General features: G+C 36.9%; 14 protein-coding genes. 4 read left to right on the forward strand and 10 right to left on the reverse strand.

Annotation, left to right across the window (positions count from 1 at the left end):
• Nucleotides 1–2: 2 nt before the first annotated feature.
• The 3 genes from nrdE to nrdH are packed head-to-tail and all read right to left on the reverse strand — an operon-like array spanning nucleotide 3 to nucleotide 2757.
• Entirely contained in the window at nucleotides 3–2153 is a 2151-nt protein-coding gene (gene nrdE, locus ACFINI_RS04685; RefSeq protein ID WP_375646329.1) for a class 1b ribonucleoside-diphosphate reductase subunit alpha, read from the reverse strand.
• Nucleotides 2135–2533, reverse strand: a complete 399-nt coding sequence (gene nrdI / locus ACFINI_RS04690; RefSeq protein ID WP_375646333.1) for a class Ib ribonucleoside-diphosphate reductase assembly flavoprotein NrdI — start codon at nucleotides 2531–2533, stop codon at nucleotides 2135–2137. The genes nrdE and nrdI overlap by 19 nt, the downstream gene beginning before the upstream one ends.
• Entirely contained in the window at nucleotides 2533–2757 is a 225-nt protein-coding gene (gene nrdH, locus ACFINI_RS04695; RefSeq protein WP_005774163.1) for a glutaredoxin-like protein NrdH, read from the reverse strand. Before nrdH ends, nrdI begins: the two co-directional genes overlap by 1 nt.
• 680 nt (nucleotides 2758–3437) lie before the next feature.
• Between nrdH and ACFINI_RS04700 the strand changes: the two genes are divergently transcribed.
• From ACFINI_RS04700 to ACFINI_RS04710, 3 genes are read left to right on the forward strand one after another with little or no spacing between them, the layout of a single operon-like run.
• A complete protein-coding gene (locus ACFINI_RS04700) occupies nucleotides 3438–4190 on the forward strand; it encodes an ABC transporter ATP-binding protein (RefSeq protein WP_375646337.1) in 753 nt (250 codons plus the stop codon).
• A gap of 3 nt (nucleotides 4191–4193) precedes the next feature.
• Nucleotides 4194–5063: a metal ABC transporter permease gene (locus ACFINI_RS04705; protein WP_375630000.1), complete on the forward strand. Its 870-nt coding sequence runs from the start codon at nucleotides 4194–4196 to the stop codon at nucleotides 5061–5063.
• A 10-nt stretch (nucleotides 5064–5073) separates the two neighbouring features.
• Nucleotides 5074–5991 carry a metal ABC transporter solute-binding protein, Zn/Mn family gene (locus ACFINI_RS04710; protein WP_375621177.1) on the forward strand — a complete coding sequence of 306 codons (918 nt, stop codon included), beginning with the start codon at nucleotides 5074–5076 and terminating at the stop codon, nucleotides 5989–5991.
• A 612-nt stretch (nucleotides 5992–6603) separates the two neighbouring features.
• On the opposite strand, the gene ACFINI_RS04715 is transcribed toward ACFINI_RS04710, so the two are convergent.
• From ACFINI_RS04715 to ACFINI_RS04745, 7 genes are all read right to left on the reverse strand, one after another.
• Nucleotides 6604–7650, reverse strand: coding sequence for a sn-glycerol-3-phosphate import ATP-binding protein UgpC (locus ACFINI_RS04715; protein WP_375621176.1), 1047 nt, complete (start codon nucleotides 7648–7650; stop codon nucleotides 6604–6606).
• A 2-nt stretch (nucleotides 7651–7652) separates the two neighbouring features.
• Entirely contained in the window at nucleotides 7653–8504 is an 852-nt protein-coding gene (ugpE, locus tag ACFINI_RS04720; RefSeq protein WP_375611840.1) for a sn-glycerol-3-phosphate ABC transporter permease UgpE, read from the reverse strand.
• A 10-nt stretch (nucleotides 8505–8514) separates the two neighbouring features.
• Complete coding sequence (gene ugpA, locus ACFINI_RS04725; RefSeq protein WP_375611841.1) at nucleotides 8515–9399, reverse strand: sn-glycerol-3-phosphate ABC transporter permease UgpA; 885 nt, start codon at nucleotides 9397–9399, stop codon at nucleotides 8515–8517.
• A gap of 95 nt (nucleotides 9400–9494) precedes the next feature.
• Nucleotides 9495–10829 carry a sn-glycerol-3-phosphate ABC transporter substrate-binding protein UgpB gene (ugpB, locus tag ACFINI_RS04730; RefSeq protein WP_375646342.1) on the reverse strand — a complete coding sequence of 445 codons (1335 nt, stop codon included), beginning with the start codon at nucleotides 10827–10829 and terminating at the stop codon, nucleotides 9495–9497.
• Nucleotides 10830–11800: 971 nt separating this feature from the next.
• Nucleotides 11801–12523: a glycerophosphodiester phosphodiesterase gene (locus ACFINI_RS04735; protein ID WP_375646346.1), complete on the reverse strand. Its 723-nt coding sequence runs from the start codon at nucleotides 12521–12523 to the stop codon at nucleotides 11801–11803.
• 170 nt (nucleotides 12524–12693) lie between these two features.
• Complete coding sequence (gene guaA, locus ACFINI_RS04740; RefSeq protein ID WP_375646410.1) at nucleotides 12694–14250, reverse strand: glutamine-hydrolyzing GMP synthase; 1557 nt, start codon at nucleotides 14248–14250, stop codon at nucleotides 12694–12696.
• Nucleotides 14251–14382: 132 nt separating this feature from the next.
• Complete coding sequence (locus ACFINI_RS04745; protein WP_375646350.1) at nucleotides 14383–15669, reverse strand: RsmB/NOP family class I SAM-dependent RNA methyltransferase; 1287 nt, start codon at nucleotides 15667–15669, stop codon at nucleotides 14383–14385.
• A gap of 467 nt (nucleotides 15670–16136) precedes the next feature.
• Here ACFINI_RS04745 and ACFINI_RS04750 point away from each other — a divergent pair, with 467 nt between their 5' ends.
• A complete protein-coding gene (locus tag ACFINI_RS04750; RefSeq protein ID WP_273722522.1) occupies nucleotides 16137–16283 on the forward strand; it encodes a hypothetical protein in 147 nt (48 codons plus the stop codon).
• The last annotated feature ends 109 nt before the right edge of the window (nucleotides 16284–16392 follow it).

Genomic DNA, 16392 nt, shown 5'->3' on the forward strand with positions numbered 1-16392 from the left:
TCCTATAAACTGCACGAAACACAGCCATCAACTTCTGTTCCACTTAATGCTACTTGCCGTAATCGTACATAGTAAATACTCTTGATACCCTTTTTCCAAGCATAAATTTGTGCGCGGTTAATATCACGTGTGGTCGCTGTATCAGGAAAAAATAATGTTAATGAAAGACCTTGATCAACATGCTGTGTTGCAGCAGCATAGGTATCTATAATTTTTTCAGGACCAATCTCATAAGCATCTTGGTAAAAATTCAAATTCGTATTATCCATATAAGGAGCGGGATAATAAACGCGCCCAATTTTTCCTTCTTTGCGAATTTCAATTTTTGAAGCAATTGGATGAATGGAAGAAGTGGCATGATTAATATAGGAAATAGATCCCGTAGGTGGAACTGCCTGCAAATTGCGGTTATAAAGCCCATACTCAATAACTAATTTTTTGAGTTCCTGCCAATCCTTTTGATCTGGAATAACAATATTATTCCGTGCAAAAAGCTCTTGCACAAGCGGAAATTGCGGTTTCCATTCTTTTTCAATATATTTTTCGAAAAAACGTCCATCTGCATAAGCTGATTTTTCAAACCCTGCAAACATTTCTTGACGTTCGTGCGCAATTAAATTGGAAGCCCGTATGGCGTGATATGTCACAATATAAAAATAGATATTGGTAAAATCAATCGCTTCTGGAGACCCATAATAGATCTGCTCACGCGCTAGAAACCCATGCAAATTCATTTGTCCCAAACCAATCGCATGACTTTCAGTATTGCCTTTCGCAATGGAAGGCACACAAGAAATATTGCTCATATCCGAAACAGCAGTAAGAGCACGAACAGCAGATTCCACGGTCTGTCCAAAATCAGGACTTTCCATTGCATTGGCAATATTCATGGATCCAAGATTGCAGGATATATCACTTCCAATCGTGCGATAAGTTAAATCTGTCTCCAGTTCACTCGCCTCACTCACCTGCAAAATTTCTGAACATAAATTGCTCATACTTATGCGCCCAGCTATCGGATTCGATCGATTAGCAGTATCCTCAAATAAAATATAGGGATAACCGGACTCAAATTGAATTTCCGCTAATGTCTGGAAAAAAACGCGTGCATTTATTTTCTTTTTACGAATCTTTGCATTATCAACAAAAGAACGATAATGCTCCGTTAAAGAAATATCGCTAAAGGGCTTACCTGTCACACGCTCGATGTCATACGATGAGAAGAGATACATATCCTCATTATTACGTGCAAGCTCAAAAGTAATATCAGGAATAACGACACCAAGCGAAAGCGTTTTAATTCTAACTTTTTCATCAGCATTTTCACGCTTTGTATCCAAAAACTTCATAATATCTAAATGATGAGCATGCAAATAAACAGCTCCAGCCCCCTGTCGTGCCCCAAGCTGATTGGCGTAAGAAAAAGAATCTTCTAAGAGTTTCATCACCGGTAAAACACCTGAGGACTGATTTTCTATTTGCTTAATTGGCGCCCCTGCTTCCCGCAAATTCGTTAAACAAAGCGCTACACCTCCACCACGTTTTGAAAGCTGCAAAGCCGAATTAACCGAACGACCTATCGATTCCATATTATCTTCAACACGTAGCAAAAAACACGAAACCAATTCACCTCGTTGTTTTTTCCCAGCATTTAAAAATGTCGGTGTTGCCGGTTGAAAACGTCCTGTAATAATTTCATCCACAAAACTTTCAGCAAGAGCTTTATTCCCTTGTGCCAAATATAAAGCTACAAGACAGACGCGATCTTCATAACGTTCAAGATAACGTTTCCCATCAAAAGTTTTCAGTGTATAGCTGGTATAATACTTAAATGCGCCTAAAAAGGTAGGAAAACGAAACTTAAATGCATAAGCACGTTTAAAAAGCTTTTTAATAAAAGAAAAATCATAAAGCTCAAATAAAGCTTTTTCATAATAACCTTCTTCTATTAAGTAATCTATTTTTTCCTTCAGGTTATGAAAAAAAACTGTATTTTGATTAACATGCTGAAGAAAATATTGCCGCGCAGCAAGCCGATCCATATCAAATTGAATATGACCATTTTCATCATAAAGATTAAGCATCGCATTCAACGCATGATAATCAGTAATCTGATCCGATTTCTGCGATTGTCCTATACCAATTGTTTCCAAAATCTTTCCAATCCCTTTTTTACATAAATAACGTCTTCATCAGTTCCACGCAGCTCAAAACGATAAAGGCAAGGTACACAACATTTTTCAGCAATAATTTTACTTGCTAGATTATAATAGCGACCAAAATTACGATTCCCACCGCCAATAACACCACGAATTAATTTTCGGTTCTCAGCTTCATTAAGAAACTGGACAACGGCTTTCGGCAAGGCCCCTCTTCCTTCACCATCTGCATATGTAGGAACAACCAATACATAAGGTTCACCAACCAATGCAGAAGGCTTTCTTTTATCAATTTTGAAGAGTCGTTGCCCAAGCTGTGAGACAAAATGTTCTGTATTACCCGTTGCACTCGAATAATAAACAATAAGCCCCATTAAGCACAAAGACCACTAATCATATCTGGTCTAAAACCAGACCAATGATTTTCACCACAAACAACGACAGGAACCTGACGATACCCCAGAGATTGAACAAAACTGTATGCTTGTTCATCACAAGAAATATCAACAACACGATAATGAATGCCTTTTGCATCAAAAGCGCGGCGTGTAGCATCACATTGGACACAAGATGGTTTGCTATAAATAGTGATCGACATTTTCTTCAACTTTCACAATTCCAAACAATCAACCCTGAAAGGTCAATCTAATAATTTTATAGGTACTCAAGAATAACAAAAAATAGAAATTGTACGCAAAACATGTGGTTATTTTCAAATAATACACAGCTTCCTGAACATAACAGAATTCCTCATCAAATAACTTCAAACACTATGATGAGAATAAGCGATTATTCTACAACTTAAATGGCAAAGCCCCCTAGTTATAAAACAATCTTTTGCTTGCATTACAATTCCCTCCTGCTGTCTAAAAAACTAATGTTCTAAACTACCGTTTTTCAAGAGCTCTGTTTGCTCTTTTACGGCAAAAATCAATTACAAAAACGAAAGGAAATCCTTCCAAAAGAGACCCTTCAGTAAAAATACTGCTATACCTTTGGCCAATAAACTCTTTACAATAATGGAAATAACTTAGATACCAAACGAAACACACTAACACCCTCTCTTGTGCTTATTTAGAATCACCAATCATTTTGATACTATATATAGTATATACTCTCTCTCTTTCGTCAAGGTGAATTCAATTATTATTTTTAATTTTCCACGATCTTCCCACTAAAATTTTCAGTACTCAAAACTATGTAATAATATAACATTTTGTTGACAAACGTTATATTATTACATAGTTTCCAAAATAATAAGTAACGATGGTAAAAAATATGGATCTGTACTTCAATAAGACAACATTAGGCTATAGGAATAGAATAGCAATAAAGAACTTTTCAGCAAAGTTAAAAGCTGGTTCATTGGTTGCAATAACAGGTGATAATGGCGCTGGAAAATCGACACTGCTAAAAGCCATCGCCGGATTGATTAAACCTCTTAAAGGAAAAATTACAAAACCAAAAAAAAGCCGCATTGCTTATCTTGCTCAGCAATGTGATGTGGATAAAACATTTCCAATTGATGTGAAAACGCTTGTAAAAACAGGACTGTGGTCTTTTTGTGGATTATGGAAGAATCAGCGCCCTTATGATTCTAAGATTCAAAATGCTCTTAAAATGGTTGGGCTTACAGAACTCGCACCCCGTTCGCTTGAAACATTATCAGGCGGGCAATTACAACGCGCTCTTTTTGCACGTATCATTGTACAAGATGCCAATATTATTTTACTTGATGAACCTTTCAATGGTGTAGATCATAGTACCCAAAAAGACCTTCTTGCTCTGATCACATACTGGCAACAGCAAGGACGCACAATTCTCACAGCACTCCATAACCCTCTCATCGTGCAAGAATTTTTCCCCCAAATGATTCAAATTGATCAACAAAACGCCTTTTATGGAGAAACAACACAGTTTTTAAACAACACCCTTCATCACGTTATGCCACCTCTCACATCCAATTCTTTTCCTATTAGCGCACAAAAACAAAATCTTCTCATCAATGATCCTCTCTTTCTTAGGTTATAAGACGTGTATACATTTTTTCTTGCCCCCTTTGTTGATTTCCAATTTATGCAAAACGCCCTTATCGGTTCTATTTTTCTGTCTATTAGCGCTTGTCCTGTTGGTGTATTTTTGATGCTCCGTGGAATGAGCTTGACAGGAGATGCTATCTCTCATGCCATTCTTCCTGGTGTTGCAATTGCTTTTCTGATTTGTGGTTTTTCCCTCATATCTATGACACTTGGTGGCATCTTCGCTGGTCTTATTGTTGCTTTAGCAACCATTTTGATTTCACGAAACAGCTTTCAGAAAGAAGATGCATCCATGACCGTCTTTTATCTTATTGCACTCGCAGCAGGTGTTATTATTATCTCACTGAAAGACTCAACAATTGAGCTGCTTCATCTCTTATTCGGATCGGTTCTTGCACTTGATGCACAAGCCCTTTGGTTAATCGCTACTATAATGCTGATTACACTCTGCAGCCTTTGTATTTTTTGGCGTGCACTCGTTTTAGAAAGCTTTGATCCCCTCTTTTTTAAATCACTCTCTCCATTGAGTAAATATATTCATATTTCATTGCTTGGACTTGTGGTGTTGAATCTGGTTGGAGGCTTTCAATCACTAGGAACATTACTTTCCGTTGGTATTATGATGATTCCAGCCATTACAGCCCGTTTTTGGTTTTCACGGCTAGGCCCTATTTGCGCGCTTTCCACTCTTTTTGGAATCATTTCTAGCGTATGTGGTCTCCTGCTTTCTTTTCATCTTTCACTTCCCTCCGGCCCTGCTATCATCATTGCCGCAGGATTTATTTATCTTGTTTCCTGTTTGATAAGTCCACGTGGCTTTATTGTAACATGGTTTCCCCACCTCTTTTATACCTCCTCACTTTAAGGAAAAAAATGTGCCTAAGTTTGCTCAAAAATTTGTTCTTCTTGGAGCTTTATTGCTTGCCCTTTCTCCATTTTCTGCTTCTGCACACAATAAAATCAAAGTTGTTGCGAGCTTTTCTATTCTCGCAGATCTCGTAAAAAATGTAGGAGACAACCATATCTCTATGACCACTTTTGTAGGTCCAAATGCGAATACCCACACTTATGAACCTACCCCCCATGATGCTCAGGCTCTTAGAAATGCTCAAATTATTTTCATCAACGGGCTTCATTTAGAAGGATTTATTGATCGCCTCATTACAGCAAGTGGGACAAAAGCACTTCTTGTCGAAGTTAGCGCTAACATTCCTTCCCTCAAAATGAAAAATCAAGAACATAATGCCCATCACCACCACAGCGTTATTGATCCACACGCTTGGCAAACAATTCCCAATGTCAAAATCTATGTGAAGAATATCGCTGCTGCTTTTTGTAAAATCGATCCACAATCCTGTACCAGCTACAAAAAAAATGCCGAAACCTACATCCAAAAACTTAAAATAGCACAAGATACCCTGAAAACAAAAATTGCTGCCATTCCTAAAGATAAACGTATCATTATCACATCTCATGACGCGTTTGGCTATTTTGCCAAGGAATATGGTTTTACTATCCTTGCCCCTCAAAGTGCTTCAACAGAAGCTGAAGCAACCGCAGCCGATGTAGCCAAGCTTATCCAACAAATTAAAGCGAATAAAGCAGCTGCCCTATTCGTTGAAAATATCTCTAATCCCCGTCTCATAAAACAGATTGCAAAAGAAACAGGTTTAACAATTGGTGGAACACTTTATTCTGATGCATTGTCAAACAAAAATGGCCCTGCAGCAACTTATCTCGATATGATGGAACATAATGTAAATACCATCATTGATGCTATCACGAAACCTTAAAAAATCTTCTACGAAAGAGAGAAGAAAAAATTCATAAAATCATAGATCTATGATTATGTTACCAATAATACTCAATCCTCATGATTGGTGACAATGATATAAAACAAAGTTGATTTTACAGAAAAAATTTATACCCTATAGATGCTAAAATGGATCAAAGTTAAGATATAAGGTGCATAGTGCCATCATCTATGAATAATTTTCTCTCTCTATTTTTCTTATTCATTCTTTATAAGATACATAAATTATTACATCAGGAAATATATAATAATAGATTGTTTTTTATTGATAAAGTACCTTTCTAAATGAGAAGAAATATGGTTAATAAATGGTTATTATCTCTTGATGTTTTTCTACAATGAAAAGAACTTTATTATGTTTGATGTTTGAAAATAATATCCTTCTTATAGACCATAAAAGTGCAAGATTTCATTATATGAGTGTTTCGAATATTCTCAACATCATGTGACAATGGACCATTACCAAAACTTTTAAAATTTTATTTTTAATCTCATCGGTTATACTCTGATTTTGTGAATGTAATAGAGAAAGTCAAAACACAACATTATCATGACGCAGCATAAAAGAGAGTCGTATCACATCAATTAATGCTTACTTATTATTTGTGCGCTTTCCTGTGTTTTTATTAAAAGTATGAAAATTCTGATGAGCAACAGTGAAACTTAGTTTTTGACCATAGTCGTGTGTCAAGCGTTCTTTTATTTCAATCGTAAAGATGATACCATTCCAACGCGTTAAAACATGGCAACCTGTTCCAATAAGCTTGATAAGCTCAATTTTTGTGTGAAAGACAGGCCCTTTATCTGGATGTTGGCCCAATAAGATTATTTCAGGTCTGAATGCTAAAAGATCAGTTTCTTCACCATAAGAAAATGAATGCCCTAAATGTTGTTCTAAGACATGGCGATCAAGAAAATTCATAGGAGGAGAACCAATAAAATCAGCAACAAATGTTGTTGCTGGAGTATCGTAAATTTCCATTGGTGTTCCAATTTGTTCGATAGCTCCTTTATTCAAAACGACTATTCTATCAGCTAATGTCATAGCTTCTAGTTGATCATGGGTAACATAGAGGCTCGTTGTTCCTAATGAACGCTGTAGTGTTTTTATTTCAATACACATTTGCGCCCGTAATTTTGCATCAAGATTTGAAAGAGGTTCATCAAAGAGAAAAACACGGGGTTGACGTACAATCACACGCCCCATTGCAACACGCTGACGTTGTCCTCCTGATAATTGTCGTGGTTTACGATCAAGAAATGGTTCTATCTCCAAAAGCTTTGCAGCATGTGCGATACGTTTTTTAATTTCTTCTTTAGGAGTTTTACGATTTTTAAGACCATATTCTAAGTTTCCACGAACTGTCATATGGGGATAAAGGGCATAATTTTGAAAAACCATAGCGATATCACGATCAGCTGGTTCACGATCATTGATACATTCGTTATCAATGCATAATTCACCTGAGGTAACTTGTTCAAGTCCTGCTATAATACGTAATAAGGTCGATTTTCCGCACCCTGAAGGACCGACAAGAACAAGAAGTTCTTTATCGGCAACAGTTAAGTTTAAATCATCAATGACCAGAATGCCGTTGTCATACTGTTTTTTTATATTTGATAACTGGATTATGGCCACAATTACTTCTCCGTTTCAATAAGGCCTTTGATAAAAAGCCGCTGCATGAAGATAACAACAAGAACAGGAGGAACCATGGCAACAACCGATACTGCCATGAGTATATTCCATTGAGGATCATGTTGAAGTGATTCGACAATAAGCTGTTTTAAAATAATAAGGATCGTTCGATGATTTTGATCCGTTGTGATGATAAGAGGCCAGAGATATTGTATCCATCCATAAATGAACATAATGATAAATAAAGCAGCGATATTGCTTTTACTAAGAGGAAGAAGAATATCCTTAAAAAATTTAACTGGACCTGCACCATCAACACGTGCCGCCTCTAAGAGTTCATCTGGAACAGTCAAAAAAAACTGGCGAAATAAAAATGTAGCGGTTGCAGATGCAATAAGTGGAATAATCATTCCACTATAGGTGTTAACCATCCCCAATTTTGCAACAATCTCATAGGTTGGAAGAATACGAACTTCGACAGGGAGCATCAATGTAACAAAAATAAGAACAAAAGCAGTTTTTCGGAAGGGAAAGCGCATGTAAATAATTGCATAAGCAGACAAAAGTGAAATAATAATTTTTCCAACGCTAATCCCAAGAGCCATAATGAATGAATTCATTAAGAGTGGCCAGAGGTTGGGCAAACCCAGCTGTGCAAGGCCATCACCAAAGATTGTTTTATAATTTTCCAGAGCATATTTCCCAGGCAAAAGAGGAAGTGTTCCTGAGTTAAATGCTGCTGAACTATGAGTTGATGCAATGATAGCAACATAAACTGGAAAGCAAATAATGATAATACCAACAATGAGAATAATATGGGTTAGAAATTTCAAAACAGGGCGATTTTCAACCATAATTTGTTTCCTAATATTGTACACGGCGCTCAATCCAGCGAAACTGGATAAACGTTAAGACAATAACCATCAACATCAATATTGTTGATTGTGCTGCTGATGCACCGATTATTTGATTTCTAAAGCCATCGTCATATACTTTATAGACGAGGATGCTCGTTGCACGCGCAGGACCTCCAGAAGTTGTATTATCAATAATACCAAAAGTATCAAACATAACATAATTGACATTGACAATAAGAAGGAAAAACGTCGTTGGTGAAATTTGCGGGAAAACCACTGTCCAAAATCGTTTAAAGGGACCAGCACCATCAATGGCGGCTGCTTCTATTTGAGAACGCGGAACAGACTGAAGACCTGTAAGAAAAAAGAGAAAATTGTAAGAAATTTGTTTCCAACTAGCCGCAATGACAATAAGAATCATTGCTTGAGTGCCATTAATACGATAATTCCATAGCACCCCTATTTTCTCGAGAAGAAAAGGGATAATTCCGATGGTGGGATGAAAGATAAACAGCCACAATATACCTGCCAATACTGGAGCAACAGCATAGGGCCAGAGCAAAAGCATTGTATAAGCCTTTTTTGCACGTATGACACGATCAACGCAGACAGCTAAGAGAAGTGATATTGTCATTGAAGCGACAGTAACTGAGATGGAAAATACTGCGGTTGTAAGAAGCGATTGCCGATAAGTAGGATCAGAAAGAACGGTTAGATAATTCTCAAAACCAATAAAGGTTGTTGTAAAGCCAAAAGGGTCTTCACGCTCAAAAGATGATTTTATTGCTTGGGCAGCAGGCCAAAAGAAAAACAAAAAAGTCACAAGAAGCTGAGGAAAAAGCAGTCCGTAAGAAAGTAGACTATTTTTAAAATATGCATGTTTTTCTTGCATTCGTAGGGCTCTTTAAATGTAGAGACTTTAAAAAAGTAAACAAAAAGGACTCAACCGTTTTTGTTGAGTCTTTAATGTTTAACAATAAAACGAAATTAATGATTAGATCTTTCAAATTCACGCAAGAGTTTATTTCCACGTTCAACGGTCTCATCTAAACCATCTTTCGGCGTTTTTGAACCACTAAGAACAGCTTCCAACTCTTGATCAAGAATGGCACGAATTTGTGGTAAATTACCAAATCTTATCCCTTTTGAGTTAACTGTTGGTGGATTAAGATTAATCTGTTTGATAGCTATATCCGCACCTGGTGTTTTTTCATAGAAATGTTGTTTTTTGCTCAATTCATAAGTCGCTTTTGTGGTTGGGAGATAACCTGTTTCCTGATGCCATTTTGCTTGATTTTCTGTTTTTGAAAGAAATTTAAGAAAAGCGGCTGCCCCTGCATATTCCTTTGGAGTATGTCCCTTAAACGCCCAAATAGAAGCTCCCCCAATAACTGAATTTTGTGGTGCTCCTTCTGTATCCTTATAGTACGGTAGCATTCCAACCCCCACATTAAACTGCGCTTCAGAAACAATCCCAGCATGTGATCCTGAAGATTGCATAAAAATTGCACAATTTTGTGCCATAAACATTGGTGTTGAATCTAATGCACCTGCTGGACCACCGTAACGGAAAATACCTTGATCAGACCACTTTTTTAGGTCAGTCCACATACGCACTTGTAAAGGTCCATTAAATGCAAGTTCTGAATCAAGTCCTTTGAAGCCATTTTCCTTCGTTCCAAAAGGAACATTATGCAACGCTGAAAAATTTTCTATACCAATCCATTGAGCGGCATAAGCCATTGTAAAACCACAAGTTGCCGCTTTAGTCTCAAGAATTTTCTTGGAAAAGTTTTCTATATCTTGCCATGTTCTAGGAGGCTGTTCTGGATCAAGCCCTGCTTTTTTAAAGATATCTTTGTTATAATAAAGGATGGGTGTTGAAATATTAAATGGCATAGAGACGATACGTCCCTGTTCATCGGAGTAATAACCACTAATAGCAGGGAAATAATCTGTAGGATCAAATTCTTGTTTTGTATCAGCCATAAGTTGATAAAATGGGTAGATTGCGCCTTTTGCAGCCATCATAGTTCCAGTACCAACGTCATAAATTTGAGCGAGCACTGGCTGTTTCTTTCCACGAAATGCTGCAATGAGTGAAATCAAACCCTCTTCATACTCACCGCGATATGAAGAAATAACTTTATATTCAGACTGACTCGCATTAAAATCGTTAATAAGACTTTCAGTTTGCTTTCCTAATTCACCACTCATAGAATGCCAAAAGCTGATTTTTGTCTGTGCAAAACTTACTGTCACCCCCGCTGTAGACATTATGATAGCAACCGTGGCCGCTATGGAAAGATAAAAACGACTCATGGTTCACCCTTTCTGAAGTGATGGAATACAAACTACCCCTAAATTTATAGTATTACACATGAACATGCTATGACAGTTTTATTTCAGAAACATATTCTCTCATTTAAACAGGAACCACCAAAAGGTCAAATGAATTTGTTTAAATTTATTCATTTTCTTTTATAAGCATTCTTATGTATTAACGAAATACGTGTTTGTAACTATCTGAAAAAAGTGAGATGGCTTAAATAAGCAAAGTCACTTGGTAAAAAGATATGGATCGTAAATATCATTCAATGACTATTTTAATATCTGGATTTACTTTTTTAAAAAGAATTGTTTATTCTTTTATTATTTTTCTTATAACTTTCGATTTATGCCTTAAAACGGTGTTGATACTACATTGAACAAAGAGATAAATAGACTTTTTCTTAAAATGAAGAAAATTATTTTAAAGTATTTAATGGCCTCCTTCCCTGATAATGGGGTCATGCCCTTCATGCAAAACAAAACGGCATTGTCTTACAAAATTTTCATGCTGTTAAAAAATCTTTCAATACATCTATATCTCATGATAGCTTCTATAAAATGGAATATTAAAGTCCCTCCACTAAAGTGTATAAAACTTTTTGCACGCCATCATTCTTATGCTTCAAAAAGTGAAAAACAGCACCACTCTATGAACCCTCATGCTTCAACAAGTCTTGCATTTGAGAGTGTTTAAATGAAAATTTTTATTCTTTTCTCACGAGATATTTATCCACACACCAAGCCTACTTGTAATGTGCAAGTGAATGATTTTGATTGATCCATTGTAAAAAGATTTGAAATGAAAAAACCTTATATGTTAAGAATTCTCATTCAACATGAAAAACTATTAATTATCATTATAAATTAATGTGTTATTGTTACGTGTAAAAAAATATTTCTTGTTTTCTTCCATTAAGCTCGCTTTATGAAGCGTACAAGGATTTCTTTTATAAGGTGTATTTTTACCTTTGTGCACACAATTGCAATGCGAGATCAGGTTGATCTGTCGTAATATAATGTACAGGCATATCAAGCCAATATGATAACCGAGCTTTTCCATTAATTGTCCATACCCCTACAGTAAAACCAGCCTCAAGAGCTGATTCAATAAAGTTCTGTGAAACAATAGAGCCATCTAAACTTAGATCAGAATAACCTAATTGCTTCCATTCAGAAAAATGACGGTACATATCACCTTCGAAATTATCAACACATGGACCAGATGGTATTCCTGCTTCAATAAAAGGACGAAGGATAAAAGGATCAAAACTAATAGCAGAAACCCGTTCTGATAAATTTCGGCTTTTTATTAGCGCAAGCGCTTTTTGGGATAATATTGTTTCGCGCTCCACTTCACCGCATGTCTTGATTTCAAGATGCAATGCAACATTCGTTGGTGCTAAAAGATCAAGCACTTCTTCTAATAAGGGAGGTGCTTCTCGGCTACCTTTCACGCAGAGTTGTTTGCGTGTTTCATTATCAATGTCGTGAATATATCCCTTTTTGCCAACCAATTGGTCTAGATGAAAATCGTGAAAGACAACCACCTCACCGCTTTTTAGCAAATGAACGTCGCATTCAACTTCATCAACACCTAACGCTATAGCATTATTAAATGCCGAAAGGGTATTTTCAGGATAAAGATGAGCTCCTCCACGGTGTGCAACAATTTTTTTCTCAGACATGCAAAATTTCATACTTCTCACTTTTCAATATATTGACGTACAGATTTTCAGATAAAGACTTATATCAACATGAAAATGCACAATAATTTTTAAATATTTTTTCTACATTTTTCTGAATATCAAACCCTCAGTCATATTTTATTCTGAAAAAGGCTTATCCTTCATTTCAATTATTCCCATTCAATGGTACCAGGAGGCTTTGAGGTTACATCATACACAACACGATTAATTCCTCTAACTTCATTAATAATACGTGCTGCTGTCTTACTTAAAAATGCCATATCATAGGGATAAAAATCAGCGGTCATTCCATCTACAGATGTGACAGCGCGAAGAGCACAAACAAATTCATAAGTGCGATCATCCCCCATAACACCAACAGTTTGAACTGGAAGAAGAACAGCAAAAGCTTGCCAAATTTCATCATAAAGTCCGGCCTTACGGATTTCCTCAAGATAAATAGCATCTGCTTCGCGTAAAATTTCTAATTTTTCACGTGTTACAGCACCTGGACACCGAATTGCAAGGCCGGGACCTGGAAAAGGATGGCGACCAATAAACTGCTCCGGTAGCCCTAACTCTCGCCCTAGCGAGCGAACCTCATCCTTAAAGAGTTCACGCAACGGTTCTACAAGTTTCATCTTCATCTGTTCTGGTAGTCCACCCACATTATGATGGCTTTTAATGGTTACCGTTTCACCAATAGCAGACACACTCTCAATGACATCTGGATAAAGTGTTCCTTGTGCTAAAAACTCTGCACCTCCTATTTTTTTCGTTTCTTCTTCAAAAACTTCAATAAAAAGGCGACCAATTGTTTTGCGTTTTTTTTCTGGATCTGTCTCACCTTTTAAAGCATTAAGAAACACATCAGCAGCATTAACGTGAATAAGCTCTATATTATAGTGATCACGAAAGAGCGTGAGAACTTCTTCAGCTTCATTCTTGCGCATCAGCCCATGGTCTACCAAAATACATGTCAGTTGATCTCCTATGGCTTCATGAAGGAGTACCGCTACAACAGATGAATCCACTCCCCCTGAAAGACCACAAATCACACGACTTTTCCCAACTGTTTGTCGTATTGTCGCAATTGCCTGCTCACGATAAGAAGCCATTGACCAATTACCTTTAATAGCAGAGATCTTATGAACAAAATTTTGCAAAAGTTTTGTACCATCTGGTGTATGGATAACTTCAGGATGAAACTGTACCGCATAAAAATGCCTTTTCTCATCAGCAATAGCCGCATAGGGAGCACCTTTTGAGGTTCCTATGACACGAAAACCTTCCGGTAAAGCTGCCACACGGTCACCATGGCTCATCCATACTTGATAACGAGAACCTTTTTTCCACACTCCATCAAAAAGGGCACTCTCTTCTTGAACTTCCAAAAAAGCGCGCCCAAATTCACGCTCATGTCCAGCTTCAACCTTTCCTCCAAGCTGAATACACATGACTTGTTCACCATAGCAAATACCCAGAATCGGAACACCCGCCTCAAAAATTTCCATTGGAGCACGCGGAGAGCCCTCATCAATAACGGAATAAGGACTCCCTGATAAAATAATAGCTTTAGGATTTATGCGGCGCACAGCTTCTAAAGCCAATTGAAAAGGAGTAATTTCACAATACACTCCCATTGCTCGTACCCTTCGTGCAATAAGTTGTGTAACTTGTGAACCAAAGTCAATAATAAGAACAGTGTCTGGATGTGATATGCTCATAGAAAACCAATCAACAATTGTAAAAGAAAACTCATGAGAGTTATGATTCAATCTTTCTCTTTTCACAAGCCTGTTTTCTTAAGAAAAAGATTATTCTCGTAAAGTTTATGATAAAAAGTGTAAAAATATGGATCAATGTTTTTTTTGCAACACAGATAAAAAGAACCCATCTGTTTGTGTTGTGGCCGGCGACAAAGTAAGTCCATAATTTGAAAAAACTGGTTGCACAGGAGAAAAACTAAAATGTTTCTGCCAAAGCGCTGGCATATCTATTGGAGAAAAATGAGAATGTTGTTGAAGGAAATGGGAAATTTGTTCCTCATTTTCATCTGTAAAAAGAGAACAGGTAATATAGATTAAGCGCCCATTTGGCTTAAGATAAGCTATCGCTTCATTCAAAATAGCCCTCTGTTCTGTTTGGCGTTGTTTCACCTGTTCTAATGTTAAACGCCATTTCGCATCTGGACGACGACGCCATGTTCCTGTCCCACTACATGGTGCATCTAGTAGAACTCTATCCATCTGGCCTATTAATGGCTTCAATTCTTCTTTTTGTGCTCGTGTTTGTACATTACGAACACCAGCGCGTCGAAGACGATCAAAAATAGGAGCTAGGCGTACTTTATCAGAATCATAAGCATAAATTTGCCCACGATTGTTCATATCGGAAGCTAAAGCTAATGTTTTGCCCCCAGCACCTGCACAATAATCTAATACCTGTATGCTCTCTTGCGCTTCTACAAGATGAGCAACAATTTGAGATCCTAAATCCTGTATTTCAAAGTATCCTTTTTGAAAAGCTGGTTCCACTTGAACATTGGGATGACGATTAAACTTTTCAATCGGTGCAATTCTTAAAGCTTGCCCAAACCATGGAAAAGATTTAAGTTTGGTTTTTGCTAATTCTTTCAGCACCTTTTCTGGTGTTGCCTTTAGGTTATTTACCCGTAGGTCTAAAGAAGGACGCGTTGCTAACGCAGCCGCTTCAGTGATCAAATTATTACCAAATAAAGGACGCAGATGCGCTTGACACCATTGCGGAATATCACCACGAATATAGTCTGGAGCATCCACTAATTGCTGACCTTGCCACGATTTACGCTGTTTAGCCCCTAATAACTGCGGTGCAAACCGATCTTCTGCCAACTCACCGTCAATTTGCTCCAGCGTCATTTTTCCAGAATCTAATAAGGCACCAAAAACGATATCTCGGATATCATCACTCTCCATACGCCATTGTAAAGAATAACGTCGTCTTAAAACATCATAAACGATTGTACCAATAGCTGCACGATCACCTGCTCCAGCAAAGCGATGAGAAAGACCCCAATCCTTTAAAGCTTCTCCTACTGGGCGATGCTTCATTTCTATCTCTGTGAGAACATCTATTGCTGCTTGCAAACGCCCACCTAATCGCATTCATTTCTCCCATTAAAATAATAAAATTTTAAATCATCTAAAAAAATAATATTATCGCCTTCTTGCCAATGAAACCTTCTCAACGCCATAAAAAATTTACATTCAATATTAAAATGATCTGATCATACTTTTTTATAAGATCCAATTTAGAGTATCTAAATTTTTCCTTTCATCTTCTGCCCATTCGTTTTTTATCCTTCTACCTCTTATACTAAAAGATACGTAGCCATCCATAAAAAACTTATTTCCGCCATGCATGACGAAAAAAACAAACTCTTTAATTTATTTGCGTAAAATAAAGTTTACGAGGATTGTCTGAACAATAGAAAAAATCTTCTCATAAAATTAAACAAGCTCATCTTACGTTCAACAAAAAATTAACTTTTTAGAAAATGCTTGGAACCACTATTTGGCATGACCGTTTTTACTCTAATGGCAACTGCCAGACAATTTTAAAGGAGAAAATAATGACTTATAATAATGGAAAAACAACTTCGTCTAAAAGCCGTCATAATACAATGCCCTCAAACAACGGAAAGAAATCCGTCCAAAGTGATCAGACAAACACTCGCCAACGTGCGTCAAAGACTGGACGGAAGACAACAAAAAGTTAATTCTAATTTTATATAACTTATTTCATATAGTCTTAACAGAAAGAATTAGAATTTTAACCTCTAATTCTTTCCTTTTTGGGATTATTACACCAAATTACAAACAGAAAAA

The sequence above is a fragment of the Bartonella sp. AA56HLJMS genome, assembly GCF_042197145.1.
Classification (GTDB): domain Bacteria; phylum Pseudomonadota; class Alphaproteobacteria; order Rhizobiales; family Rhizobiaceae; genus Bartonella.